Raw genomic sequence first — 25,458 nt, forward strand, 5'->3', positions numbered from 1 at the left:
AAAAGCTATGATTGAAGAAACATCAAAAGAAAATATTGAGTTAAGAATTCAGATGGCTTCCGAAGCGTACCAATTCCTGAAGAATACAACGATAAAAGAAAGAGCTGCATTGATGAATGCTGTTGCTGATCGGATTGAGGCTTTAGGAGAAGAACTTTTAACCACCGCTCATATTGAGACTTCATTACCTCTGGCAAGACTTACCGGTGAAAAAGCCAGAACAGCAGGACAATGGAGAAGTTATGCAAAAGCGGTAGCCTCCGGAATATATACTGAAGCAAGAATTGATCTTGCTCAGCCCGAGAAGCAGAAAGGAGACCTTAGAAAGTACAGTATAGGGTTAGGCCCCGTAGTTGTTTTCGGAGCCAGTAATTTCCCGTTTGCTTTTTCCACAGCAGGAGGTGATACGGCAAGTGCAATAGGAGCAGGCTGTCCTGTTATTGTAAAAGCTCATCCGGCTCATCCTCAAACCTCTAAAATAATGGCCGATGCAATCACAAATACCATAAAAGAATTTGGCTGGCCTGAAGGTATCTTTAGCCATATTACCGGAACATCTTATGAAACAGGTGCTTATTTAACACAGCATCAGGATATTCAGGCAGTAGCATTTACCGGTTCATTTACTGGCGGAAAAGCTTTGTTTGATATTGCCAATCGCCGTGAAAACCCTATTCCCGTATTTGCTGAAATGGGAAGCATCAACCCCGTATTTGCACTTAAAAACCTGATTGAAAATAAAGCAGAAGCTTTAGCTAAAGAATATGTTACTTCTTTAACATTAGGAGTAGGACAGTTTTGTACCAACCCGGGAGTATTTATCGCTGTTAAAGGAGAATCTCTGGACCGGTTTATCTCTGCTGTAAAAAATGAAATTACAGGTATTGCACCTGCTAATATGCTTCATAAAGGAATATATGAAAACTTTGAACATCATAAAGCAAACACAATAGCCCAACCTGATATTGAAGTAATCGCTACCACAGCAATCGAAGAAGGAAAAGGAAGTGCTGCTGTTATACAAACCAATGCTCAAAGTTTCATCAATAATCCTGTACTGAGTGAAGAAGTTTTCGGTCCATTTGGTATCATTGTCACTTGTGAAAACAAAGAAGAGCTTATACAAATCGCTAAAAAACTAAAAGGACAGCTAACCATTACTGTAGCTGCTACTTCAGATGATGCCCGTGAAAATGCGGAATTGATTCATCTTTTAAAAGATAAATGTGGAAGACTGTTATTCAACGGAATGCCTACCGGAGTAGAAGTTGTGTATGCTATGCAGCATGGAGGACCTTTCCCATCTACTACAGATTCCCGTTTTACCTCAGTAGGACCAGATGCCGTAAAACGATTTGTTCGCCCTATTTCTTTTCAGAACTGGCCGGATGAATTCTTACCGGAAGAGCTTAAGAATGAAAACCCTTTACAAATCAACAGAATTGTAGATGGAGAAGTTCATTCAGAATCATTAAAATCAGAAGTACTATGAACAGAACATTTTTTTGTATAGATTCCCATACCTGTGGCTGTCCGGTACGTCTGGTAGCGGGAGGCGGCCCGATTTTAAAAGGAAACTCCATGATGGAGCGCAGGCTTCACTTCATGAAAGAATATGACTGGATCCGAAAAGGTTTAATGTTTGAACCCCGTGGTCATGATATGATGAGTGGAAGCATTCTTTATCCACCTGCTGACGAAGAGAATGATATCGGAGTTTTATACATAGAAACCAGCGGCTGCCTTCCTATGTGTGGACATGGAACTATTGGAACGGTTACCATTGCCATAGAAGAAGGATTGGTTGTTCCTAAAATCCCGGGAAAACTACGCCTGGAAACACCTGCCGGGCTTATTCTCATAGATTATGTACAGGAAGGGAAAAAAGTAAAATCGGTAAAACTGACCAATGTAAAATCTTTTCTCTACGCTGAAAATCTTGAAGTGGAATGTCCAGATCTTGGACTCATAAAAGCTGATGTTGCTTACGGAGGAAACTTCTACGCCATCATTGATCCTCAGGAAAATTTCAGAGATATTTCCGACTTTACAGCAAGTCAGCTTATCTACTATGGGAAAATCATCAGAAGATTACTCAATGAAAAGTATCAATTCATTCATCCTGAAAACGAACATATTTCCGGATTAAGCCATATTCAATGGACAGGAAATCCTACAGATCCAAAAGCCAGTGGACGAAATGCCGTATTAGTAGGTGAAAATGCTCTGGACCGTTCTCCTTGCGGAACAGGTACTTCCGCAAGAATGGCTCAATGGTATGCAAAAGGAAAGTTAAAAGAAGGGGAAGAGTTTATCCATGAAAGCTATATAGGTTCCCAGTTTATCGGCAGAATTGAAGGAACTGCTACCGTTGATGGCAAACCCGCTATTGTTCCTTCAGTGGAAGGCTGGGCGAGAATTACCGGCTATAATCAGATTATTATTGATGATGAAGATCCGTATTGGCAAGGATTTCAGGTAATGTAAAGTTTGTAAAAAGTATGACACAAAATAAAGGCAAAGCACTTATCATAGGTGCAGGAATCGCGGGATTAAGCTCAGCCTATTATCTTTTACAAAAAGGCTGGCAGATAGAGATCCTTGAACAGAATGATCTCAGCAACAATTGCTCTTACGGCAATGCAGGAATGATTGTACCAAGCCATTTTACCCCATTGGCTGCCCCCGGAGTTGTGGCACAGGGCATTCGTTGGATGTTTGACAGTAAAAGTCCGTTTTATGTGAAGCCTTCACTCAGTACTCAATTATTATCCTGGGGGCTGAAATTTCTGAAACATACCAATCAGAATCATGTTGACCGCTCAGCATCTGCAATCAGAGATCTTAATCTGGAAAGCAGCAGTCTTTATAATGAAATTGCCCAAAACCCAGAATTTGATTTTGAACTGAATCAAAACGGAATTCTGATGCTGTATAAAACAGAAAAAGTAGCAGAAGAGGAGACGGAATTGGCCCATAAAGCCAGCAGTTTAGGTTTAGCTGTTGATATCCTTGATAAAAAAGGGATTCAGGAGCTGGAGCCTAATGCTCAACTGGATGTCATCGGAGGAATCAATTACAAATGTGATGGCCATATGAATCCGGTAAAACTGATGAAGCAAATGATCTCTTATCTTAAAAATAAGGGGATTATTTTCCACACACAACATAAAGTTACAGGATATGAAATTGCAGGGAACACCATAAATGCGATAATAGCAAATGGTAAAAAGTTTTCAGCAGACCGTTTTGTAATGACCGGAGGTTCATTTTTACCGGAACTTGCCCAAAAAGCAGGGATTAAAATTCAATTGATGCCAGGGAAAGGTTATTCTTTCATGCATACTCCTGAAAACCCAATCCATAGATTGGAGCATGCTGCTTTATTATTGGAAGCAAGAGTAGCTGTAACTCCTATGAACGGACAGATTCGTTTCGGAGGCACCATGGAGCTGGCTTCCCATCATGATAAAATTAATATGAAAAAAGTAGAAGGAATTGTCCAATCTATCCCCAAATATTTGCCGGATTTTAAGGTTAAATTACCCAAAGAATCGGAAATCTGGTTTGGTTACAGACCCTGCGCACCAGATGGACTTCCTTATCTGGGACAATCTTCTAAACTAAAAAATCTGATTATTGCAGGTGGTGGTGGGATGATGGGATTAAGCTTAGGACCCATTTTTGGAAAAACAGTTTCTGAGCTGGCCAATGACCAAAAGCCAACGGTTGAGATAAAGATATTCAACCCTGAAAGATTTAATTAGAAAACATCACATAACACACAAAATTATGCCTAAAACAATTTGACTATTCAAATAATTTATTAACAAACAAATCCAAAAAATCATGAAAAAATTTAAATTACTACTACTTGTTTCCCTATTTCCAATAATAGGTTTTGCTCAAGAAAATAGACCTCATGAGTGTAAAGCTGATGAAATGATGAAAAAACATTTTGAACGGCACCCTGAATCTAAGGCTGAATATGAAAATTTTGAAAAATTCACCAAAGATTTTGTGAAAAAAATGGAATCAAACAAAACTCCATTGAATAAAAAGGTCAACAATCCCACCTACATCATACCTGTAGTTTTTCATGTGTACGGAGAATCTCAGAGTAATGTAAAAGTAAATTACCAAAAAGTAGTTGACTTGCTGCAACAAATCAACTTAAATTTCAATGGAATCAATACCGATTCAAACACTATAGATTCTTACTTCCAGCCTATTAGGAGCACATTAAGTATTGAATTCCGCTTAGCTAAAATTGACCCAACCGGAAAAGCAACAAGCGGAGTGGTATTTCACCCTTTCAAAAGTGGATATGGTAACGGAGGCGGATATGATGCACAAATTGGCGCAGATGCATGGGACAATACAAAGTATATGAATGTGTATATACAAAATGATCTGTATGCTAATAAAGATTTATATCAATCAGGAGTTGCCTGGTATCCGGACTCATACATGTCTTCAGTAAATACAGCAAGAGTTGTTTATAATGGCCGTTATATATATGATGCTGCAGGAACTGTGGCTTCAAACGAGTTTTCTGATACATTCACTCACGAATTTGGGCATTGGTTAAATCTTCAACACACGTTCAATGTTCTTTGTTCAACTGCGAACCCTGGTAATGATGGTGACGGAGTTGCTGACACCCCTGTAGAAAATAATTCTTCCGGATTAGGATGTACAACTGGAAACAATTGTCTTGGACAAAAAGTGAACGTTGAAAATTATATGGGATACAACGGTTCCGCTGGCTGTTATAAAATGTTTACCAATGGACAGGTTAACAGAATGTTAGCCGCATTAAATCACCCGTCAAGAATAAATTTATGGCAGCCTGCCAACTTAGCAGCAACCGGAGTTGCCAATACTCCACCTAAATTAACTCTTAGCAACAGTACCTTTACAGAGAACTTAAACAATAATGGAGCCGTGTCATTAGATGGAACAGTAGCATCTGCCCCTAAGTCAACGATTACGCTAAACGGAGCAACATTTGCCGTACCAAATGGAACAACTCTTACTGCAGGAACACATTTCAATTCTTCATTACCAGCAGGACAAACAGCAACTATAGCAGTTACAAGCCCTACTACTGCTACACTTACCATAAATGGTGCGGCAACCAGTCATTCTAAAAGTCAGGTTCTGAATTCATCAATTACATTCCTAAATCCGGCTATAACAGGAGGCGTAACTTCATTAGGATCAACTCCATCTTTGGCATTAACTTTTTCTTACAAAGATCCCTATAAAATAGTTACAGGAACTCCTCTGGAAAGTTATGCCAATCCATCCCCAACAACAGTAACAACCAACTCCGGAGCACCTTGGAAATATTTTATCATTAACCCGGAGCTTAGTGATGATGCAGGGTATGGCGCGTGGTACTATGGAGCAAATCAATTAAAATTGGAAACCTATTGGAAAGGATTAGTATGTGGGGTAGGGACAAGAAATATTAGTTTAATTCCGTCTTGCACCACTATAAGTAATGCAAATAATATAGGTTATCCAACCAATACTCCCGGACAGCTTGACGTGTACACCCCTACATACACTACCTGGTCTGGCCAAACAGCTTATGTTGGTTTTAGAAACCAATTCGAAGGCTACAATATTAACGGCTATTTCAAACTGAATGTTGGGGCCAATGGTTCAGGTTATTCTGTAACTGAGTTTGCATATAATACACAACCATATGGCAGTATTACAACGCCTTGTGCATTACCATTATCATCATTATCCACTTCAGACGTTGATACAACAAACTCAGAAACATCCATCTATCCGAATCCAGTTTCTGATGTATTGAATATTAAAACAAAAGGGAAAGTTCAATCAATTTCTGTTTACGATAGGTCTGGAAGAAAAATGAATGCTAAAGTTATTGGTGATAAGGTTGATGTTAAACATTTCCTAAGCGGAACTTATTTAATTGATATTGAAACTTCTTTAGGGAAATCTTCCCAAAAATTCATTAAAAAATAGGATCGAAATGCTATATCGATACAATATTGAAGGTGGGCAGTATTCTGGAAATGGAGCCCTTCTTGGCCACCAGCCTCCTGATTACTACTTCAAAGCGGTTACAGATTGGTTTAAGGCTTTTTAAACAGATACATTTAATGAAATAATTTAGTATTGATATGTTAACATTCACTTGTTGAATAATGATGGGCTTAATTTTTTAAGTCCATCTTTTGTTTTATGGTGAATATTATCAGGCTTTATCAGCAATGGTAAGTTTATTTACGTAATTTTATTCATCTATTTCAAACTCAAATTATTCTTATGTACTATAAAAACGACACCATCATTATTCGGGAATTCACTCCGCAGGAACTTCATTTATTTTTAGATCTATTTACAAGCGAAAATGTAACCCGTTATCTGCCTTATAAATCTCCCGAAGAATTTAAAGAAATGTTTGAAAAAGCTTTATCAGATTATGAAGAAGGACCATTTAGCAGATGGGGAATATTTAATGCTCAGAATGATGATTTTGTTGGAATGTGTCTCGCCAGAACTTTCCATCATAATTCCAACCAGATAGAAATCGGGTATATACTTGGCGAAAACTACTGGGGAAAAGGAATCGGAACTCAAATATCTAAGGCATTGGTCAGCCATTGTCTTTCAACCGACGAAAAGAAAGATATTGTTGCCGTAACAGATCTTGATAATATTGGTTCACAAAAAGTATTAATCAAAACTGGGTTTAACAGAATTGAAAATCTGGTAGAAGAAAACCGGGAACTGGCTTATTTTTTATATTCAAAAGGAGAAGGATAGGCTAATAAAGCATGCTGAGAGTAAACATTTTTTGTCCTCTCAGCATGCTTAAATATTTAGTAATACTATTTTCTATCCACACAAAGATAATTGTCATCCGTTCTGGAAATCAGGATATAAAACAATCCGGCGTAGATCATTTGAATTCCCATAGCTTCCCAATTTTCAACCGTACTACTGCCGAATAGCAGTAAAATGATCAGTGAAGCTCCTGCCATTACAGCAATCCTCGTTTTAAAACCTAAGATAAGAAGCAATCCGATGCTAAACTCCAAAAACGGAAGAGCTGTACTGAATGTTTGTACAAATAACTGAGGAAGCCAGCTTTTTTCAAAACCTTTTGCCATGCCGTCAGCAAAATCCTGAAGCTTGGTCAATCTCACCAATCCATGTCCTAGAAAATTGATTCCCATCGATAACCGAAGGAAAAGATAAGCGGTATTTTTATTCATAAAAGTATGTTTAAATTATTATTTCAACCTGATAAACAGTTTGTTAATTATTGAATTTCGCTTCACTATTATCAACCGGAGTATCCGGATCGTTCATTACCATTTTAGCGATATCATCTTTTCTCATAAAGACCACACCCTGTTTTTCTTTAGTGTATTTAATAAATTCTTCCATAGCATGCATCATTGCAGGAGTTCCGCCAATTCTGTCATGGAAACTGATACTCATCATTCTTCTTTTGGTTCCTCCTTCCTCATACAGTCTGTCAAATTCAAATGTAAGCTGAGCAAGAAACTGATCCGGACTCCAGTGTTTTCCTTCTATATTCACAATATCATTGTTACGAAGCGTATAAGGAATGACTACAAAGTTTTTCCCTTTCACCTTGGTAATAAAAGGCTCATCATGGCTCAGATCATCAATATGATAAAGAAATCCAAGCTCTTGCAATACTTTCAGAGTATTTGGGCTTCTTCTCAGCCAGTTGCAATTGTAACCTACAGCTTTTTGACCTGTAATTTTCGCAACTGCATCTACACCTTGCTTTACAAACTGTAATTCTTCATCATAACTTTTATTCCACTGATTATCCCAGGAAATTCCGTGAGCAGCAATCTCATGTCCGCCTTCTGCAATCGCTTTTGCTATTTCAGGATATTTCTCCGCAGCCGTTCCCACAACATGGGAAGTTACTTTGATATCATATTTTTTCCATAGATCCAGCATGCGGTAAATTCCTTCATTTCCTCCATAACGATACCAGCTTTCTGCAGGAAGATCCGGCTGACCTTTGGGAAGTGGAGTATTACTGAAAGGACTTTCTGCTCCTTCAGGCTGACCACCCGTTTCAAACTGCATGGATACGGAAATCACCAGTTGCGCTCCATTAGGCCAGTGTTTCTTTGCAATAAGTTTTTTTTTTTCGTGATTTCCTTTTCCATCACGGTCATTTGCCTTAAAACCGGGTACTAAAAATACTGTTGCGACAAGTACTACTATTGATTGTCTTATATATTTCATTTTGCATGTATTTACACTGCAAAATTGCCTATTAATCCATTCTTTATTATTGTAAAAATTAATCTTAAATTTGTAAAAATCCATTATTCATGAAAAGAATTGTCAACTTCAATTCCTTTAACATTTTCAGAATCGAAAAAGAAATCTGGGATATTGAATACCATAATCATAACTTCTATGAGTTGATTATTATTGAGAGTGGAAAAGGCTCTCATCATCTCAACGGGGTTACCTTCCCATATCAAAAAGGAGATATTTTTCTTCTCAGACCCAGTGATGCGCATGAATTTGCCATTCAGAATAAAACAAGGTTCATCTATATAAAATTTACTGAAGAGTATATTTGGGAAAACCTCCTGATGAATAAGAAAAATGAGCTTAAAAAAATTATCCAGCTCCTGATGGAAGACCGGTCTTTTGTATATGAATCCTTCATTAAAAATAAGACAGACAGGGAACATCTTCTTCAGCTTTCCCGGATTCTTCTGCATGAATTCAGCCATAAAAGTTTATATCATAGAGAAGTTACAGCAGATCTCTTTTCAGGAATTTTCACTATTCTGATAAGAAACACAATGGGTAACATTACCAATCAAAAATGGGTTTCCAAAAACCTAAACAGAATCGACAGGATATTATACTACATCAATGTCAATTTTCTGGATGCGGATAAAATGAAAATAGAAAACCTGGCCAAAGAATTTCTGTTTTCCCCTAATTATATCAGTATCTATATCAAAAAACAGACTGGTTTTTCCATCCAGCAGCATATTATTCAGTATAAAATAAAAACTGCTGAAAAACTCTTGCATCAAAGTAATTATAACATCAATGAAATTGCGGATAAGCTTGGTTTTAACGACCTTAGCCATTTCAATAAAATATTTAAAAACTATAAAAATATGTCTCCGTCTGCCTTTAAAAAAGGGAATAAAGCCGGATTATAATTCCTATTGATATTCAATTCTGAAAATGAAAATATTTCCGGAATTACTAAACATTTCGATAATCAGATAATTTGTTATAACTTGCGTAGATTATGATGTCCAAACGTTGCAAATACGCACTGAAAGCAATGGTCAGATTAGCAAGAAATTACAATCAAGGCTATCTGCCCACTTCTATTATTGCACAGGATGAGAACATTCCCAAAAAATTTCTGGAACAGATCCTTCTTGAACTTAAAAGAGCCAAACTTGTGAACAGCAAGCAAGGGAAAGTAGGAGGATACTACCTGCTAAAATCTCCTGATGATGTATCTTTAGCGGATATCTACCGTATTTTTGACGGACCTATTGCTTTGACGCCTTGTGTATCTTTAAACTTCTACGAAGCATGTGATGATTGTGTAGATGAAGCAGAATGTTACCTTAGAAATGAATTAATCATCGTTCGTGAAAAAACCAGAAATAGCATGATGGAGGCCACTCTGACCAAGTTTATCAATAAAAAATAATTTTTTTTCATTTAAATTCTACTATTTTGATAGGAGTTATAGAATTTTATATATATTTGCATCAACAAATTGGAATGGAAATGGAAAACAGTCTGAAAAATAAATTTGAAAAATTGAAGGAAGAAGCCTTAGGGCAGTCTGCCCAGCAGGATCTTTTACAATTGCTGACAGAAAGATTTCCTGATGGAGTAGTATTTTCAACCAGCTTTAGCTATGAAGATCAAGTGATCACTCATTTTGTAAAGAATCTGAATGTTGATATTTTCACATTAGATACAGGAAGACTTTTTGAACAAACTTATGAAACATGGGCTTCTACAAAAGCTTTCTTCAAAAAAGATATTAAAGCCTATTATCCCGACACTGAAGAACTGACAAAATTTGTATCCGAAAACGGTCCCAATTCATTTTACCGATCTGTTGACCAGAGAAAAGCATGCTGTACCATCAGAAAAGTACATCCTCTGAAGTCAGCACTGAAAGGCTATCAAGTATGGGTTACTGGTTTAAGATCTGAACATTCCCCAAACAGACAGAATATGCCAGCCTTAGAATGGGACGAAGATAACCAGATCATTAAGTTTCATCCGCTTCTTCACTGGAGTACAGATCAGGTGACAGATTATGTGAAAAACCACCATCTACCTTACAATTATCTTCATAAAAAAGGATTTGTAAGCATCGGATGTGAGCCTTGTACAAGAGCTATTCAGGAAGGAGAAGATTTCAGAGCAGGCCGCTGGTGGTGGGAAGATGCCAACAAAAAGGAATGCGGTCTACATATTCATCAATAAAAAAGAAAAACATGCCAACATATCATTTAGATTACCTGGATCAGCTGGAAGCTGAATCTATTTACATTTTAAGGGAAGTCGCAGGACAGTTTGAACGCCCGGCACTTTTATTCAGCGGTGGAAAAGACAGTATTGTGCTTGCTCATTTAGCATCAAAAGCATTCCGTTATGGAAAAATACCATTCAAGTTTGTTCATGTTGATACCGGACACAACTTTCAGGAAGTATTAAACTTTAGAGATCAGCTTGTTAATCAATTAGAAGTTGATTTAGTGGTGCGTAAAGTGGAAGATACCATCAAAAAGAAAGGTTTAACAGAGCCTAAAGGAAAATTCCCTAGCAGAAACTGGCTGCAGACCTTTACTTTATTGGATACCATTGAAGAATTTGAATTTGATGCCTGTATCGGAGGGGCCCGCAGAGATGAAGAAAAAGCCCGTGCCAAGGAAAGAATATTCTCGGTTCGTGATGAATTCGGACAGTGGGACCCAAAATTACAGCGTCCTGAATTATGGAGCATCTTCAACGGAAAAATTCATAAAGGAGAAAATGTAAGAGTATTCCCGATCAGCAACTGGACAGAGCTTGACATCTGGAATTATATCCGAAGAGAAAAAATTGAACTTCCTTCCATTTACTTTTCGCATGACAGAGAAGTAGTAGATCTTAATGGACAATGGATTGCCAACTCCCATCACGCTTCTTTAGATACAGATGATGTAATCACCACAAAAAAGATAAGATACCGTACCGTAGGAGACATGACTTGTACTGCAGCAGTAGAATCTAAAGCAAAAACCATAGATGCTGTGATTGAAGAAATTGTCGCCACAAGAATCTCTGAACGTGGTGAAACCAGAATTGATGACCGTGTGACAGAAGCAGCAATGGAAGACCGTAAAAAAGGAGGCTATTTTTAAATAAGTAATCAGCAATGAGTCATAAGTAATCCCATTGACAACTTTTTTACTTATATCACTCACCATTACTCATAAACAAAAACAGATGGATATATTAAGATTTATAACAGCAGGAAGTGTAGATGACGGTAAAAGTACCCTTATCGGAAGACTGCTATACGATAGTAAAAGTATTTTACAGGATCAATTAGAAGTACTGGAAAAACATTCTAAAAATAAAAATGATGACGGGGTAGACCTTGCTCTTCTTACAGACGGCTTACGTGCTGAAAGAGAGCAGGGGATAACCATCGATGTTGCATACAGATATTTTTCGACCTCAAAGAGAAAATTTATCATTGCTGATGCTCCCGGTCATGTACAATATACAAGGAATATGATTACCGGAGCTTCCAACTCTGATCTGATGGTGATTCTGATTGATGCCCGCCAGGGAATAATTGAACAGACAAGAAGACATTCTATCATTGCTTCATTATTAAAACTGAAGAAAGTAGCTGTAGCCATTAATAAAATGGATATGGTAGATTATTCACAGGAAGTATTTGAAACCATCAAAGCAGATTATGCTAAAATTGCAGAAAGCCTTGGATTAAATGAGGTAAGCTATTTCCCGATTTCAGCATTGAAAGGTGATAACATTGTTTCAGAATCTACTCAAACAGATTGGTATCAGGGGCCTTCACTTTTAGAATATCTGGAACAGGTAACCCTGAATGAAGAATTAAATACCGGAAGCCGTTTTCAGGTTCAGTATGTCATTCGTCCTCAGACTGAGGAACTGCATGATTACAGAGGATATGCCGGGCAGATTTTAAGTGGAAAATTCAAGAAAGGAGATAAAATCCATATTCTTCCGGCTGGAATTACAACGGAAATTGCTAAGATTGAGATCAATGGAATTGAAAAAGAAGAAGCCTTTGAAGGACAACCCGCTGTCATTCATGTAACCGATGATGTGGACATCAGCAGAGGAGATATTTTTGCAACGGAAGAACAACTTCCAGTCGTTGAAAAAGACCTTGAAGTTTTGTTATGCTGGCTTGACCAGAAATCATTACAACCCGGTAATAAATACCTGCTTCAGCAAAACAGTAAACTGGTGAGAGCGGTTGTCAAAGAGATTGATTATAAGATTGATGTGAATACCCTTACCCAGGAAAAAGCTGAAGGCGACATCAAACTGAATGAAGTGGTAAAAGTAACCATCCGAACGGCACAGCCTTTGGTCTATGATAGTTTTATCAATAACAAAAGAACAGGTTCTGCAATTTTGGTAGATGAAACTTCTAATTCCACGGTTGCAGCCTGCATAATTCAATAAGAAAATGTCAGTTACCAATCATTTCATTGAAAGAATTCATCAGAGCAAACAGAATAAAACCCATGGATTCTTTGACAGAACCAGAGTAAAGGTTTTTGTAACAGATCTGTATAAAGTATTGTTTCTTCCACAGCCAATCAATACTCCCGATCATCTGAAACAAGATTTTACAAAGCTGAGTGCACATCTTTTCATCCTGATTAATACAGTAACAAAAGATGAAGACCTTACCGAAGTACAGGTGAATGCTTTTTTTGAGGCCTTGCCACAAATCTATAATCACCTCGTTCAGGATGCGCAATCCATCCTGGAATTTGATCCGGCAGCAGATTCTTTAGAAGAAATTTATCTTGCCTATCCCGGATATTTTGCAACCTATGTATACAGGATTTCGCATCAGCTATGGAATCAGGAAATACCGGTTTTACCCCGTGTTATTTCAGAATATGCACACAGCAAAACAGGAATTGATATTCATCCAGGAGCAGTAATCGGAGAATATTTCTTCATCGATCACGGAACCGGAATTGTCATTGGAGAAACAACCACTATTGGCGATCATGTCAAAATATATCAGGGAGTAACCCTGGGAGCGTTGAATGTCTCCAAAGAAAAAGCCAACCAGAAAAGGCATCCCAATATTGAGGACCATGTCATTATTTATTCGGGAGCAACTATTTTGGGCGGAAATACAACCATAGGAAGAGATAGCATTATCGGAGGAAATGTATGGATTACTCAAAATGTCCCACCCAATTCTCTGGTCTATAACAAAAGCGAAATAAGAATAAAGGATAACAACCCCTTACCGGAATCATTAACCTTTGTAATATAAAAACAGAAAAAACAAAAAATTGTATTGATATGAAATTTCAGAACACACTAGAAACCATTGGAAATACACCAGTCGTAAAGATCAATAACTTATTCAATTCAGATCATGAAATCTGGATCAAACTAGAAAAAAGCAACCCCGGTGGAAGCATTAAAGACAGAATTGCTCTGGCAATGATTGAAGATGCAGAAACTAAAGGATTATTGAATAAAGACAGCGTTATCATAGAGCCTACCAGTGGAAACACAGGAATAGGATTAGCATTGGTGGCTGCTGTAAAAGGATATAAACTGATTCTGGTAATGCCGGACAGTATGAGTATAGAACGCCGTAAGATTATGGAAGCCTATGGTGCTGAATTTGTGCTTACCCCAAGAGAAAAAGGAATGAAAGGGGCCATCGAGAAAGCTAACGAATTAGCAGAAGAAACCCCAAATTCATGGATCCCTAGACAGTTTGATAATCCTGCCAACGTAAAAGTACATGTGGAAACTACGGCTCAGGAAATTTTAAAAGACTTCCCAGATGGTCTGGATTATGTAATTACAGGAGTAGGAACCGGCGGACATATCACAGGGATTGCTCAGGCATTAAAACAACATTATCCTAACCTTAAAGTCATTGCAGTAGAACCGGAATTATCTCCTGTACTAAGCGGTGGAAACCCTGCACCACATCCTTTACAAGGGTTGGGAGCCGGATTTGTACCATCTATTCTGGATATTACTCTTTTAGACGGAGTTATTACAGTAGGTAAGGATGAAGCGTATGAATATGCCATTAATGCTGCTAAAAAAGAAGGGCTTTTTGTGGGAATTTCCACAGGAGCTGCCTTAGCTGCTATTGCAAAACAATTACCGGAAATACAAACTGGAGCTAAAATTCTTACCATCAATTACGATACCGGAGAAAGGTATCTTTCCATTGAAGGACTTTTCTAAAATCCTTTAACTAACACCGATTTCAATGAATACAACAATAAAATCACCTAAGGTTTACCTTATCGGTGCAGGGCCTGGCAACCCTGATTTGATCACAGTAAAAGCCGTAAAAGCCATTGCCAAAGCAGACGTTGTTCTTGCCGACCGTCTGGTAAGTCCTGAAATTTTAGAGACTTACCTTAATAAAGATACAGAGCTTATCTATGTAGGTAAGGAATGCAGCAAAAATGCGTCTACCCCTCAATCACTTATCAATACTTTAATGGTAGACTATGCTTTACAGAACAAAACAGTAGTAAGGCTTAAAGGGGGAGATGTTTCCATTTTCTCCAATATTCTGGATGAATTACAAGCCTTGAAGGAACATCATATTCCATTTGAGATTATTCCCGGAATTACAGCTGCTTTGGGAGCTGCGGCCTATGCAGGAATGCCTTTAACCGCGAGAGGATATTCAACATCTGTTCGTTTTCTGACCTATTATAAGTCTGAAATTCTTACAGACGAATATTGGAAAGACCTTGCCGGTACTCAGGATACTCTTGTGTTCTATATGTCTAAAGGCAATCTTACCAGCCTTGTTGATAAATTCATTGAACTGAATGTTTCACACGAAAAAAAGATCGCTGTGATAGAACAGGCTACTACGCCTTATCAAAAAGTGTATACTTCCACCTTTGAGAACTTTAGTGAAACATTGGGAGATAAATCATTTGCCTCACCATCATTGGTGGTGATTGGAAAGGTGGTAAATCTTCATGAAGAATTCTCCTGGCTGGAAAATGCAGAACAGGAAGGTCTTTATTTTAAATCGGTTGAAAACGGAAGCTTAGTCCCAAAAACTCAAAATTTCTTCGAATATGCTGTCTGAAACTAAATTAAATATTCTTAAACAGATCTCCAGTGATTTTTCAAGAGATGAATCCATCTGGGCAAGCGGATACCTAGCAGGATTAGCAGGAGCACCTCTTACTGGGGTACAGCCTCCTTTACAGGTAACCTTTCCGGAACAAAATACAGTGAAGAAAATCACACTGGCTTATGGTACAGAAACCGGAAACAGTAAGAAGCTGGCAACAACCCTTGCAGGAATCATAAAAAAGAAAGGGCTTCAGGTTAAATTAGCTGATCTTTCCCAATACAAGCCCAAAGATCTTTCAAAAGAAGAGTTCTTCTTTGTGGTCATCAGTACACAGGGAGAAGGAGATCCGCCGGTATTGGCCAAGAAATTCTATGATTATATTTATGAGAATGAGATCAACCTCAGCGCTCTGAAATTCGGAGTTCTTGCATTAGGAGATACCAGCTACCCATTGTTCTGCAAGACAGGTGAGGATGTAGATTCCCGATTTGAAATTCTTGGAGCGCAGCGCATCATTCCATTAAAAAAATGTGATATCGATTACGATCAGGATGCCCAAAACTGGATTGAACATGTTTTTGAAGCGGTGAACAAAACTTCTGCCAGCAGTGTTATAAATACACCCGCTCAGAAAGCTTCAACGGGAAGAAAAAAATATATCGGGAAAGTATCTGCCATTATTAATCTGAATGATATTACTTCTGAAAAGGAAACCTATCATATTGAAATAGAAACAGAAGAAGCTTTAAGCTATCGGCCTGGTGCAGCTTTGGGAGTTATTCCTTTCAATTCAAAATCTGTAGTGGATGAAATTATTGCTGTAACAGGAATTGATCCTAAAAAAAAGATCGAAACGTCAAAAACTACAGACAATGTAGAAGAGATCTTACACAAACGCCTTAATATTAGCTATTTGCTTAAATCCGTAGTGGCTCAATATGCCAAAATTACGGGACATTCTATTCCGGAAGTCCGTTTAAGCTTTCTGGATTTACTAAGGATTTATCCGGTGAAAAATGCAGAGGAATTTGAAGAAGTAATCCAGATTCTGACGGCTCAGGCACCACGTCTGTATTCCATATCGTCTTCTCCGGAAGCGCATGGCGAAAATGAGATTCATATTACCGTTGCCAGATCGGAATTCTTTATTGACCACCAGAAACATAACGGTCTGTGCAGCGGTTATCTCAGCGAGTTCAGTGAAGGCGGAGAGGTTGAATTCTATATTCAGGATGCCGGACATTTCGGATTACCGGAACCGGATAAAGATGTTATTATGATTGGACCGGGGACAGGAATTGCGCCTTTCAGATCATTCCTTTGGGAACGTGATGCTACTGGAGCAGAAGGAAAAAACTGGCTGTTCTTTGGGGACAGGAATTTTGTATCAGACTTTATTTATCAGGCTGAGCTTCAGGATTTCCTTAAAACAGGAAGCTTAACCCATCTGGATCTTGCTTTTTCAAGAGATACTGCAGAAAAAGTATATGTTCAGCACAAACTGGAACAAAAAGCACAGGAAGTCTTTTATTGGCTTGAAAACGGAGCCTCAGTCTATGTATGCGGAACCAAAGAACCTATGAGCCGTGATGTAGAAAACACCCTGCTCAATATTATTCAGCATCAGGGAAAACGCAGTCAGGAAGAGGCCGTTCACTATCTGGAGGAGATGGAACTCAATGGCCGATATGCTAAAGATGTTTATTAAAAAAGTACCTACACCCTTAAAAGAAAACAATTATGAGCCATAAAGACAATCTTTCCCCTGTAGAAAGAATTAAAACCCAAAGCAACGGACTCAGAGGAACACTAAACGAAAGCCTTGCAGATGATTTTACCGGAGCTATAAGAGAAGATGATCAGACCTTAATCAAGTTCCATGGAATGTACCAGCAGGATGACAGAGACAGAAGGGAAGAACGGGTTTCCAAAAAACTGGAATGGCTGTATTCTTACATGATAAGACTAAGGCTTCCCGGTGGATTTTTAACTTCAGATCAATGGATCGGAGTGAATGATATTGCCAGTGACCATTCTACGGGAACCATCAAAATAACTACCCGCCAGACCCTTCAGTTGCACGGTATTTTAAAATCTCACTTAAGACCAACCATTCAGAGTTTTAATCTGAATCATCTTGATTCTATTGCAGCTTGTGGTGACGTAAACAGAAATGTAACCTGTACAGCTAACCCATCAGAGTCTCCATTGCATCAACAGACGTATGAACTGGCAGGCAAAATCAGTGAAATGTGTCTTCCGAAAACAAAATCCTATTATGATATCTGGATTGATGATGAATTAATTGTAGACAGAAAAACAGAAGAAGATCCATTATATCAGGACAGATACCTTCCCAGAAAACTAAAGATCGGAATTGCCGTTCCACCCAATAATGATGTAGATGTATTTATTAATGATATTGCCTTAATTGCTATTATTGAAAACAACGAGATCGTAGGATATAATATCGCAGCAGGTGGCGGATTGGGAGCAACTCATGGGAATGAAGCCACTTATGCAAGACTAGCTTCTGTACTGGGATTTGTAGACTCTGAAGAAAAAGCTTTACAAACAGTATATGAAATTATTACCGTACAGCGTGATTTCGGAAACAGAAGTGACAGAAAGCTTTCAAGGTTAAAATATACTATTGATAAGCTTGGCATCGATCAGTACAGAGCAGAGGTAGAAAAAAGAACCGGATTCAGTTTTGAACCTGCCAGAGCATTTAAGTTTGAACAAAGAAAAGACCGCTATGGCTGGACGCAAAATCATGAAGGAAAATGGTTTTACACCGTTTTCGTAGAACATGGAAGAGTCCTTGATATTGAAGGCTATCCTTTAAAATCCGGATTATTAAAAATCGCTCAAACAGCTAATGTCAATTTCAGATTTACCTGTAACCAAAACCTGATTATTGCCGATATTCAGGAAGAAGATAAAGCAAAAATAGAAAGCCTTTTACAAGAGTACGGAATTTCAGAAGCTACTAAAAAAGCAAGTGCCCTTCGTAAAAACTCTGTAGCTTGTGTTGCCTTAAATACCTGTTCACTGGCTTTAGCAGAAGCACAACGTTATTTACCATCTCTGGTTACCAAAATAGAACCTATTCTTGAAAAACATGGTCTTTTAGAAGATGATATTACCATCAGAATGACCGGATGCCCTAACGGATGCGGACGTTCTCCCAATGCTGAGATCGGATTTGTAGGAACAGCATATGGGAAATACAACCTTCATATCGGCGGTGATCGATTGGGAATGCGTCTGAATACAAAATACAGAGAAAATATTGCAGAAGAAGAAATTCTAACCACTCTGGATGAACTTTTCAGAATCTATGTAAATGAAAAACATACAGAAGAAACATTTGGTGACTTTTCATACCGTTACTTACAAACCTTAAACTGAAAATATGACTAGCCTTTTTTATGATCAGAAAAAACTAAAAAAAAATCAACCATTTCTTCTAGGTGAACGAATGTGTATGTGTTGTTGATTTTCAATAATAACAATATATACAGACTGTTTTAAATGCTATTGAAACCACAGAAGGCCTAAAACTACCATTTAAAGAACCATTAAGAGAAGTTAAGGTTTTAAGATAAATCAAAGATAAGCACCACTTAAAACTAAGATCATCTTAATACTCTTATCAATTTTGGTTTATGTAGTTTTTATACGCAAAGCTTTTTACCTTAAAAACGATTTAAGTATCAAAACTTTTGTGCCTTTTGTGGTTAAAAATAAAAATTTCAAACAGCTCCATTCTTATCCATCTAAAATAGAAGAACAATGAAAAACAAAAGACAGGGATATTTTCTGCCTAAAACAGGAGTTATAGTATTTACATTTTTATTCTGTAACCTGGCAGAAGCACAGCAGCTTATAGAATTAAGCGGAATCATCAGAAATACTGGAACCCAGAAAGGAATTGATGCTGTAAAAGTACAGGTTGAAAATACGCAGGATACCGCATCAACCGATCAACTAGGAAATTTTAAAATAAGAACAAGGGTAACCATTCCTTTCCGGCTGACAATCAATAAAGATGGTTTTTCCAGTCAGACCGTAGAGATTCTTTCGCTTTCCAACAAACTTACCGTCGGGCTCAATCCTCAGAATACCATTATTGATGATGTAGTAATTTCTGCATCCCGTATTCCGGAAAAAATACTAAGGTCTCCAATCGCGATTGAAAAGATTGATATTAAAACGATCCGCGAAAGTCCGGCAGCATCTTTTTATGAAACCCTGGAAAATGTAAAAGGTCTCCAGCTTTTAACCTCCAGCCTTACGTTGAAAATTCCTAATTCCAGAGGATTTAATTCTCCCAATAACTTCAGATTTATGCAGCTGGTAGATGGAGTAGATGTACAGTCTGCAACATTAGGAGTTCCGCTGGGAAATGCAATTGGTCCTACAGAATTGGATATACAATCCATGGAAGTCACTCCTGGAGCCGCTTCCGCATTGTACGGAATGAATGCCATCAATGGGCTGGCCAGTTTACAAACAAAGGATCCGTTTACCTCTGAAGGAGTAAGTGTGTATTTTCGTGGCGGAGTGAATCATGTAGATAATTTCAATCACAAAATAAGTTCTCTGGGGGAAAGTGCCATAAGATTTGCCAAAGTATTCCATAAAAACTTTGCCGTTAAAGTGAATGCTTCTTATTTTACCGGAACAGACTGGATTTCAAACAATCAAACCGATCAGAACCCTAATTCACTGATTACAGCCAATCCTAATTTTTCTTTACCCAATAATCCGGCAGAAGACCTTTGGAACAAATACGGTGATGAAAGAAACAACAGAGTAGCAGTAAAAGTAGATTATAATGGAAAACCCACCACATTTAATGTTTCCAGAACAGGGTATCTGGAAAAAGATCTTGTAAGCCCGGAGGTAAAAAATATAAAATTTGATGCCGGATTATATTACCGTTTTGGAGATCAGTGGAAAGCATCTTACGTGTATCGTTACGGATTGCTTGACGGAACTTTTCAAAGAGGAAACAAAATCCGTTTACAAAATGCTACCGTTCAGAACCACAAAGTAGAACTTACCGGAAAAGAACTTACATTCAGAGCCTATGTATCCATAGAAAATACGGGGGATTCTTATAACCTGAAACCTTTGGCTGATAACCTTGATCTTACGAATCTGTCTAATAACAATTGGAAAAGTATCTTCCAGACTGCTCTTCAAAATAATCTCAATGCAGGAACCAACTTAAATGAAGCTCTTATTCTTGCCCGTCGTGAGGCTGATAAAAATAGAGTCACTCCCAGAACAGCAGCCTTTGATCAGTTAAAAAATACCATCATCGGAATTAACAACTGGGATTCTGCCAATGCAGGAATTGCAGGAGCCCCTGCAACAGGGGGAGCCAAACTGGAACAGAAATCCAGATTTTACCAGGGTGAATTAACCTATGATTTCAGCAGATTTGTAAAGATTTTCAACCTTCTTGCAGGAATTGATTACCGTTTGTACAGCATAACGCCTGATGGAAACAACTTTGTAGATTTCGACAGAGCTGTTACGGAAAGAAATATCCCTTTATCCAATGGAACTTTCGGTAAGGATGTTGTCTATCAGAAATATGGAGCCTTCGCACAAATTACCAAGCTTTTCTTTGATGATAAATTAAAAATTAATGCTGCACTCCGCATTGACAGAAACCCTGAATTTGAAGCGAAACTAAATCCGAGAATAAGCATTGTGTACTCTCCTGTTAAACAGCATAATTTCAGAGCCTCCTTTCAAAACGGATACCGTTTTCCATCCTTATTTGAAGCTCTTTCTTTCGTGAATAACGGAAATGTAAGAAGAGTAGGCGGGCTTTCAAAGGTGAATGATGGTTTAGGTTATCTGGAAAACTCTTATACTCTGGCTTCTATAGATAGGTTTACTTCTGCTGTAAATGCCAATGTGGATGGCGGAAAAAGTCAAAGCCAGGCTGCACAGGATAATCAGCAGCTCTTAGCCGTTGCCAACCTGCAGAAATTACAACCGGAAAAGATCAATTCATTTGAAATAGGGTATAAATCGGTATTCTTTAATAACAAACTCGCTCTGGACTGGGATTTTTACTATAATATTTATGAAGGATTCCTTGGACAGGTAGAAGTAGCCGTTCCTAAAAGCAGCCAGGTAGGAAGCAATGCAGCCGTTTTGGCGATGCTTGACAGAAGCAAACAGGACCGATACAGAGTATACACCAATAGCAACAGTACTTACAAAAGCTATGGAACCTCCTTTGGAATCCGGTATAATGTGATTAAAAATTACAATGTGAATGCCAATGTATCTTATAACGACCTGGCTTCCAATAATACTTCGGACCTGTTTATTACAGCATTCAATACCCCCAAATGGATGGTGAATGTAAGTGTGGGAAACAGAGAGATTATCAGAAATATCGGATTTACGCTTGTAGCAAGATGGCAGACTGGTTTTGACTGGGAAAGTCCTTTAGCTTCAGGAAAAATTCCCGCTTACTATACCATCGATGCCCAGGCTACATGGAAGATTCCTGAAATTCATGCCAATGTAAAAATTGGAGCAACGAATTTACTGAACAGACGTTACTTCCAATATGCAGCAGGCCCTGAAATCGGAGGTTTATATTATCTCGCTTTTACGTATGACTTAAAACTGTAATCAAGATGAGCAATTCTTTATATCCCGTTTTTTTAAAACTTGAAACCTTATCGTTACTTATCATTGGTGGCGGAAAAATTGCCCTGGAAAAACTGGAGTCAGTATTAGGTAATTCTCCTGAAACCTCTATAAGATTAGTAGCAAAGGAAATCTCCCCTGAAGTCAGAGCCTTACAGAATAAATTTTCCAATATAAAATTATACGAAAGGGCTTATACCAATGATGATTTTAATGATACTGATCTGGCGATTATTGCCGTTAATGATATTGAATTAGCAGCGCAGATCCGTGAAGATGCCCATCAGAAAAATGTATTGGTTAATATTGCAGACAAACCGGATCTATGTGATTTCTATTTAGGTTCTATTGTAAAAAAAGGAAGCCTTAAAATCGCAATTTCAACCAATGGAAAATCTCCCACCATCGCCAAAAGGCTCAGAGAGACATTCACAGAAACCATTCCTGACGAAATGGATCTTGTTCTTGATAATATGCAGAATATCCGTAATCAATTAAAAGGAGATTTTAACCATAAAGTCACCGAACTGAACAAGATTACCACCCAATATCTGTCTGATGGAAAGTTATCTCCTTCAAAACCTGATCTGGAAATTGAAAAGCTCATCAGCATTACTAAAATTGCCCAGAGAAAGGCCAATATCTATCTGGCGATCATAGGGGTTATGCTTCTTTTCGGAATCTTTGGTCTTGTGGTCTATCAGTTTGATCTTTCTGATGACATTCAGACGTTTCTCAGCAAAGATGGTCATATCTTTTACTGGATGCTGTTTGCCGGTTTTATGGCTGAAATTGTTGCCGGATCAATGGGAATGGGATATGGTGTTATCTGTACCACCATATTACTGCTATTGAACGTTCCGCCACCTGTTGTAAGCGCAAGTATTCATTCAGCAGAGTCTTTTACAACCGCAGCCGGAGGATTCAGCCATTACAAATTGGGAAATGTCAATAAAAAAATGGTTTGGGTGTTATTTCCTTTAGCTATAGTGGGATCTGTCATCGGTGCATTAACTTTATCTCATTATGGAGAACATTATGCCCATATCGTTAAACCGATCATTGCCTGCTACACTTTGTATTTAGGATCAAATATTTTGAGAAATGCCTTTAAAGACAAAAATAAAAATCGTGTTAAAGCCAAAAGAAGAACTAATCTCAGAGTATTAGGATTAGTGGGAGGCTTCATTGATTCCTTTGCAGGTGGCGGCTGGGGACCTTTAGTCACCGGAACATTAATTAAGGAAGGAAGAATTCCCCGTTATGTGGTGGGAAGTTCAACGGTTGCTAAATTTTTATTGACAGTTACGAGTGCCATCACTTTTATCTTCACCATTGGGATTCATCACTGGAATATTGTGTTGGGACTTCTGTTGGGTGGTGTTTTTACCGCTCCGTTTTCCGCCATGCTTACGTCCAGACTTCCCACAAAGAAAATGTTTGTGGTGGTAGGAGTAGTCGTTATCCTGATGAGTCTGGTAACAATTGTCAAAACGTTTCTTTAAAAGAGGGAAGCCAGAAGCTGTAAGAGAGAAGTTCTTAAAGCCCGAAAAAGCAATGATAGTCTTGTTTATTCTTTCTGTCATTATTTATTTAGCATACTTTCAGAGGTAGTAAGTTGAATGGTAACTTCCAGCCTCCAGCTTCCATCTCCCATCTCCAAGCCGTTCAAATTCAGTAAAAGTACGGTAGGAGTTCCCTAAAAGTATAATTACCTTTGATTGAGTTACAATTTCATCAAACAATAACTTTAAAGCTAAAACCATGAAAAAATTAAACAGAAAAACGTTAAAAAACATTGCCGGAGAAATTGGTATTGAGATTAATTTGCCTCTTCCGGTGGGAATCTGTATCGGAAATCTTATTGGTTTATGTCCACCTAATTCCCACTGCAGGGCAGATGAAAAATGTTATCCGGATATTGCAGGTCCTTGTATCAATGGGATGTGTCCATCAGGATATCAATGCCGTTCCGGTGAATGTGTAAGATAAAATAATTTAAGTAAAAAAACCTTTATTCAATGTTGATAAAGGTTTTTTATAACTACTGATATTTTATCTATACGATAAATATGGTTATTGAAAATAATTTGGAGTTAACTGATTTCCAGTCTTGAAATTATGAATATTTTTGTTTGACTCCGTCGAATCTTCGATTTCAAGATATAAGTATTAGTAAGAAAAATTATTTATTTTCTATCCTTTATTCCAATTACCTTCAACGCGTTAAAAGTCAAAAAGATGTCATCAAAAACAGTAAGCGATTCCACATCATTGAAACCTGCAGGGATCAAATCGTTTTTATTGAATGACAATTCGATGGAGGTATCATAAGAAGCCACAATTCTTACTTTAGAATATCCGTTATAATCTACTCTGAAGCCCTCGAACATACAGTTGCGTTTTGCTTTCTGATACTCACCGTACTCCTCAAAGCCTGCCATATCTGTTCTCTCATCATCATTGTCATTATGCTCCAGCGATTTCCATGAAGTGTAATTTTTAGGTTCCTTCAGTACATTTCCGTTGGGATCTATAGGAACAAACATTCCCAATGTAAGAGATTTCTTTAAAAAATTAGCATAATTATTCATCAAACTTAATGTCTGAAGGTCAGCATATCCTTCGTGGGCATAATATTCAAGCACGAAAGTAGTCATCGGAATCAGCTTATGAGAAGCATCAGTCGGCATATTTGTTTTTTTCTTTTGGGCCGATAAAAATAGTATTTTTATTTACGTTTCCCAACGTAACATTCGCAATCAAACGGTATTTATACCCATTCTGAATAACAATAAGGAAAGATTCCCATGCATTTTTCGTAACTTCGTCCCATAACAGGAATAATGATAGTGAATACTTCTTTGCAGGATATTGAAGCGGTCCTTGGTTTATACAAAATGGCTTCTGATTTTAAGAAAACCGTATCTGGCATACAATGGCCTGAATTCGATCGAAATATGATTGAAACAGAAATCAGTGAAGGCCGTCATTTTAAAATTACAGTAGATGAACGGGTAGCCTGTGTCTGGAGTATTACTTTCGATGATCATCAGGTTTGGGAAGAAAAAAATGAAGATCCTGCCATCTATATACACAGAATTGCCACCAATCCTAATTTTCGCGGACAAAAATTTGTAGAACAGATCGTGGAATGGGCAAAACAATTTGCTCCTCAGCACAACAAACGATATGTAAGAATGGATACTACCGCAGGAAATCAAAGGTTAACAGATTACTATGTGAAGTGTGGATTCACTTACCTTGGAGATAAGAAGATGACCAATACAGAAGGCCGTCCGGATCATTATCATAATGCTACGATGGGACTTTTCCAACTGGAAGTGTAACCA

The 25,458-nt window shown here is 37.9% G+C and carries 22 protein-coding genes; 19 read left to right on the forward strand and 3 right to left on the reverse strand.

Annotation, left to right across the window (positions count from 1 at the left end; translation table 11 throughout):
- The first annotated feature begins 7 nt into the window (after nucleotides 1-7).
- The 5 genes from DRF65_RS22100 to DRF65_RS22120 all read left to right on the forward strand — a co-directional run bounded on the left by DRF65_RS22100 (nucleotide 8) and on the right by DRF65_RS22120 (nucleotide 6,810).
- Nucleotides 8-1,492, forward strand: coding sequence for an aldehyde dehydrogenase (NADP(+)) (locus DRF65_RS22100; protein ID WP_115972906.1), 1,485 nt, complete (start codon nucleotides 8-10; stop codon nucleotides 1,490-1,492).
- Nucleotides 1,489-2,487, forward strand: coding sequence for a 4-hydroxyproline epimerase (locus DRF65_RS22105; protein ID WP_115972907.1), 999 nt, complete (start codon nucleotides 1,489-1,491; stop codon nucleotides 2,485-2,487). Before DRF65_RS22100 ends, DRF65_RS22105 begins: the two co-directional genes overlap by 4 nt.
- A gap of 14 nt (nucleotides 2,488-2,501) precedes the next feature.
- Nucleotides 2,502-3,767 (forward strand): NAD(P)/FAD-dependent oxidoreductase, encoded by a 1,266-nt coding sequence (locus DRF65_RS22110; protein ID WP_115972908.1) that lies wholly within the window; start codon nucleotides 2,502-2,504, stop codon nucleotides 3,765-3,767.
- A gap of 82 nt (nucleotides 3,768-3,849) precedes the next feature.
- Complete coding sequence (locus DRF65_RS22115; RefSeq protein ID WP_115972909.1) at nucleotides 3,850-6,006, forward strand: zinc-dependent metalloprotease; 2,157 nt, start codon at nucleotides 3,850-3,852, stop codon at nucleotides 6,004-6,006.
- 303 nt (nucleotides 6,007-6,309) lie between these two features.
- The gene (locus DRF65_RS22120) at nucleotides 6,310-6,810 is read left to right on the forward strand and encodes a GNAT family N-acetyltransferase (RefSeq protein WP_115972910.1); all 501 of its coding nucleotides are present in this window, start codon (nucleotides 6,310-6,312) and stop codon (nucleotides 6,808-6,810) included.
- A 65-nt stretch (nucleotides 6,811-6,875) separates the two neighbouring features.
- Here DRF65_RS22120 and DRF65_RS22125 read toward each other — a convergent pair whose 3' ends face one another.
- Nucleotides 6,876-7,262, reverse strand: a complete 387-nt coding sequence (locus DRF65_RS22125; RefSeq protein WP_115972911.1) for a DoxX family protein — start codon at nucleotides 7,260-7,262, stop codon at nucleotides 6,876-6,878.
- Nucleotides 7,263-7,305: 43 nt separating this feature from the next.
- Nucleotides 7,306-8,283 carry a polysaccharide deacetylase family protein gene (locus tag DRF65_RS22130; protein WP_115972912.1) on the reverse strand — a complete coding sequence of 326 codons (978 nt, stop codon included), beginning with the start codon at nucleotides 8,281-8,283 and terminating at the stop codon, nucleotides 7,306-7,308.
- Nucleotides 8,284-8,372: 89 nt separating this feature from the next.
- On the opposite strand from DRF65_RS22130, the gene DRF65_RS22135 reads away from it, so the two are divergent.
- The 13 genes from DRF65_RS22135 to DRF65_RS22195 all read left to right on the forward strand — a co-directional run bounded on the left by DRF65_RS22135 (nucleotide 8,373) and on the right by DRF65_RS22195 (nucleotide 24,097).
- Entirely contained in the window at nucleotides 8,373-9,230 is an 858-nt protein-coding gene (locus DRF65_RS22135) for an AraC family transcriptional regulator (RefSeq protein ID WP_115972913.1), read from the forward strand.
- A gap of 92 nt (nucleotides 9,231-9,322) precedes the next feature.
- A complete protein-coding gene (locus DRF65_RS22140; protein WP_115972914.1) occupies nucleotides 9,323-9,739 on the forward strand; it encodes an RrF2 family transcriptional regulator in 417 nt (138 codons plus the stop codon).
- 80 nt (nucleotides 9,740-9,819) lie between these two features.
- Nucleotides 9,820-10,533, forward strand: a complete 714-nt coding sequence (locus tag DRF65_RS22145; RefSeq protein ID WP_115972947.1) for a phosphoadenylyl-sulfate reductase — start codon at nucleotides 9,820-9,822, stop codon at nucleotides 10,531-10,533.
- An 11-nt stretch (nucleotides 10,534-10,544) separates the two neighbouring features.
- Entirely contained in the window at nucleotides 10,545-11,453 is a 909-nt protein-coding gene (gene cysD, locus DRF65_RS22150) for a sulfate adenylyltransferase subunit CysD (RefSeq protein ID WP_115972915.1), read from the forward strand.
- 85 nt (nucleotides 11,454-11,538) lie between these two features.
- The gene (locus DRF65_RS22155; protein ID WP_115972916.1) at nucleotides 11,539-12,777 is read left to right on the forward strand and encodes a sulfate adenylyltransferase subunit 1; all 1,239 of its coding nucleotides are present in this window, start codon (nucleotides 11,539-11,541) and stop codon (nucleotides 12,775-12,777) included.
- Nucleotides 12,778-12,781: 4 nt separating this feature from the next.
- On the forward strand, nucleotides 12,782-13,612 hold the full coding sequence (gene epsC, locus DRF65_RS22160; protein WP_115972917.1) for a serine O-acetyltransferase EpsC: 831 nt from the start codon (nucleotides 12,782-12,784) through the stop codon (nucleotides 13,610-13,612).
- 29 nt (nucleotides 13,613-13,641) lie between these two features.
- Entirely contained in the window at nucleotides 13,642-14,553 is a 912-nt protein-coding gene (gene cysK / locus DRF65_RS22165) for a cysteine synthase A (protein WP_115972918.1), read from the forward strand.
- A 25-nt stretch (nucleotides 14,554-14,578) separates the two neighbouring features.
- On the forward strand, nucleotides 14,579-15,424 hold the full coding sequence (gene cobA, locus DRF65_RS22170; RefSeq protein WP_115972919.1) for a uroporphyrinogen-III C-methyltransferase: 846 nt from the start codon (nucleotides 14,579-14,581) through the stop codon (nucleotides 15,422-15,424).
- Entirely contained in the window at nucleotides 15,414-17,123 is a 1,710-nt protein-coding gene (locus tag DRF65_RS22175) for a diflavin oxidoreductase (RefSeq protein ID WP_115972920.1), read from the forward strand. The genes cobA and DRF65_RS22175 overlap by 11 nt, the downstream gene beginning before the upstream one ends.
- 32 nt (nucleotides 17,124-17,155) lie before the next feature.
- Nucleotides 17,156-18,829, forward strand: a complete 1,674-nt coding sequence (cysI, locus tag DRF65_RS22180; RefSeq protein WP_115972921.1) for an assimilatory sulfite reductase (NADPH) hemoprotein subunit — start codon at nucleotides 17,156-17,158, stop codon at nucleotides 18,827-18,829.
- A 384-nt stretch (nucleotides 18,830-19,213) separates the two neighbouring features.
- Nucleotides 19,214-22,087, forward strand: a complete 2,874-nt coding sequence (locus DRF65_RS22185) for a TonB-dependent receptor (protein WP_115972922.1) — start codon at nucleotides 19,214-19,216, stop codon at nucleotides 22,085-22,087.
- Nucleotides 22,088-22,092: 5 nt separating this feature from the next.
- Complete coding sequence (locus DRF65_RS22190; protein WP_115972923.1) at nucleotides 22,093-23,610, forward strand: TSUP family transporter; 1,518 nt, start codon at nucleotides 22,093-22,095, stop codon at nucleotides 23,608-23,610.
- A 259-nt stretch (nucleotides 23,611-23,869) separates the two neighbouring features.
- Nucleotides 23,870-24,097, forward strand: a complete 228-nt coding sequence (locus DRF65_RS22195) for a hypothetical protein (RefSeq protein WP_115972924.1) — start codon at nucleotides 23,870-23,872, stop codon at nucleotides 24,095-24,097.
- A gap of 197 nt (nucleotides 24,098-24,294) precedes the next feature.
- Here the strand turns inward: DRF65_RS22195 and DRF65_RS22200 are convergent, their stop codons facing one another.
- A complete protein-coding gene (locus DRF65_RS22200; RefSeq protein WP_115972925.1) occupies nucleotides 24,295-24,798 on the reverse strand; it encodes a hypothetical protein in 504 nt (167 codons plus the stop codon).
- Between the two features lie 153 nt (nucleotides 24,799-24,951).
- On the opposite strand from DRF65_RS22200, the gene DRF65_RS22205 reads away from it, so the two are divergent.
- Entirely contained in the window at nucleotides 24,952-25,455 is a 504-nt protein-coding gene (locus DRF65_RS22205) for a GNAT family N-acetyltransferase (protein WP_115972926.1), read from the forward strand.
- Nucleotides 25,456-25,458 lie beyond the last annotated feature (3 nt).

It is taken from the genome of Chryseobacterium pennae (assembly GCF_003385515.1).
In the GTDB taxonomy this organism is placed as follows: Bacteria; Bacteroidota; Bacteroidia; order Flavobacteriales; family Weeksellaceae; genus Chryseobacterium; species Chryseobacterium pennae.

Excerpts from the sequence above, each read along its gene's own strand:
- DRF65_RS22200 (WP_115972925.1), bottom strand. The coding sequence starts at position 24,798 with ATGCCGACTGATGCTTCTCATAAGCTGATTCCGATGACTACTTTCGTG.
- DRF65_RS22195 (WP_115972924.1), top strand. The coding sequence starts at position 23,870 with ATGAAAAAATTAAACAGAAAAACGTTAAAAAACATTGCCGGAGAAATT.
- DRF65_RS22145 (WP_115972947.1), top strand. The coding sequence starts at position 9,820 with ATGGAAAACAGTCTGAAAAATAAATTTGAAAAATTGAAGGAAGAAGCC.
- DRF65_RS22105 (WP_115972907.1), top strand. The coding sequence starts at position 1,489 with ATGAACAGAACATTTTTTTGTATAGATTCCCATACCTGTGGCTGTCCG.
- cysD (WP_115972915.1), top strand. The coding sequence starts at position 10,545 with ATGCCAACATATCATTTAGATTACCTGGATCAGCTGGAAGCTGAATCT.
- cysI (WP_115972921.1), top strand. The coding sequence starts at position 17,156 with ATGAGCCATAAAGACAATCTTTCCCCTGTAGAAAGAATTAAAACCCAA.
- cysK (WP_115972918.1), top strand. The coding sequence starts at position 13,642 with ATGAAATTTCAGAACACACTAGAAACCATTGGAAATACACCAGTCGTA.
- DRF65_RS22175 (WP_115972920.1), top strand. The coding sequence starts at position 15,414 with ATGCTGTCTGAAACTAAATTAAATATTCTTAAACAGATCTCCAGTGAT.
- cobA (WP_115972919.1), top strand. The coding sequence starts at position 14,579 with ATGAATACAACAATAAAATCACCTAAGGTTTACCTTATCGGTGCAGGG.
- DRF65_RS22185 (WP_115972922.1), top strand. The coding sequence starts at position 19,214 with ATGAAAAACAAAAGACAGGGATATTTTCTGCCTAAAACAGGAGTTATA.
- DRF65_RS22155 (WP_115972916.1), top strand. The coding sequence starts at position 11,539 with ATGGATATATTAAGATTTATAACAGCAGGAAGTGTAGATGACGGTAAA.
- epsC (WP_115972917.1), top strand. The coding sequence starts at position 12,782 with ATGTCAGTTACCAATCATTTCATTGAAAGAATTCATCAGAGCAAACAG.
- DRF65_RS22205 (WP_115972926.1), top strand. The coding sequence starts at position 24,952 with ATGATAGTGAATACTTCTTTGCAGGATATTGAAGCGGTCCTTGGTTTA.
- DRF65_RS22140 (WP_115972914.1), top strand. The coding sequence starts at position 9,323 with ATGATGTCCAAACGTTGCAAATACGCACTGAAAGCAATGGTCAGATTA.
- DRF65_RS22130 (WP_115972912.1), bottom strand. The coding sequence starts at position 8,283 with ATGAAATATATAAGACAATCAATAGTAGTACTTGTCGCAACAGTATTT.
- DRF65_RS22100 (WP_115972906.1), top strand. The coding sequence starts at position 8 with ATGATTGAAGAAACATCAAAAGAAAATATTGAGTTAAGAATTCAGATG.
- DRF65_RS22125 (WP_115972911.1), bottom strand. The coding sequence starts at position 7,262 with ATGAATAAAAATACCGCTTATCTTTTCCTTCGGTTATCGATGGGAATC.
- DRF65_RS22110 (WP_115972908.1), top strand. The coding sequence starts at position 2,502 with ATGACACAAAATAAAGGCAAAGCACTTATCATAGGTGCAGGAATCGCG.
- DRF65_RS22120 (WP_115972910.1), top strand. The coding sequence starts at position 6,310 with ATGTACTATAAAAACGACACCATCATTATTCGGGAATTCACTCCGCAG.
- DRF65_RS22115 (WP_115972909.1), top strand. The coding sequence starts at position 3,850 with ATGAAAAAATTTAAATTACTACTACTTGTTTCCCTATTTCCAATAATA.
- DRF65_RS22190 (WP_115972923.1), top strand. The coding sequence starts at position 22,093 with ATGAGCAATTCTTTATATCCCGTTTTTTTAAAACTTGAAACCTTATCG.
- DRF65_RS22135 (WP_115972913.1), top strand. The coding sequence starts at position 8,373 with ATGAAAAGAATTGTCAACTTCAATTCCTTTAACATTTTCAGAATCGAA.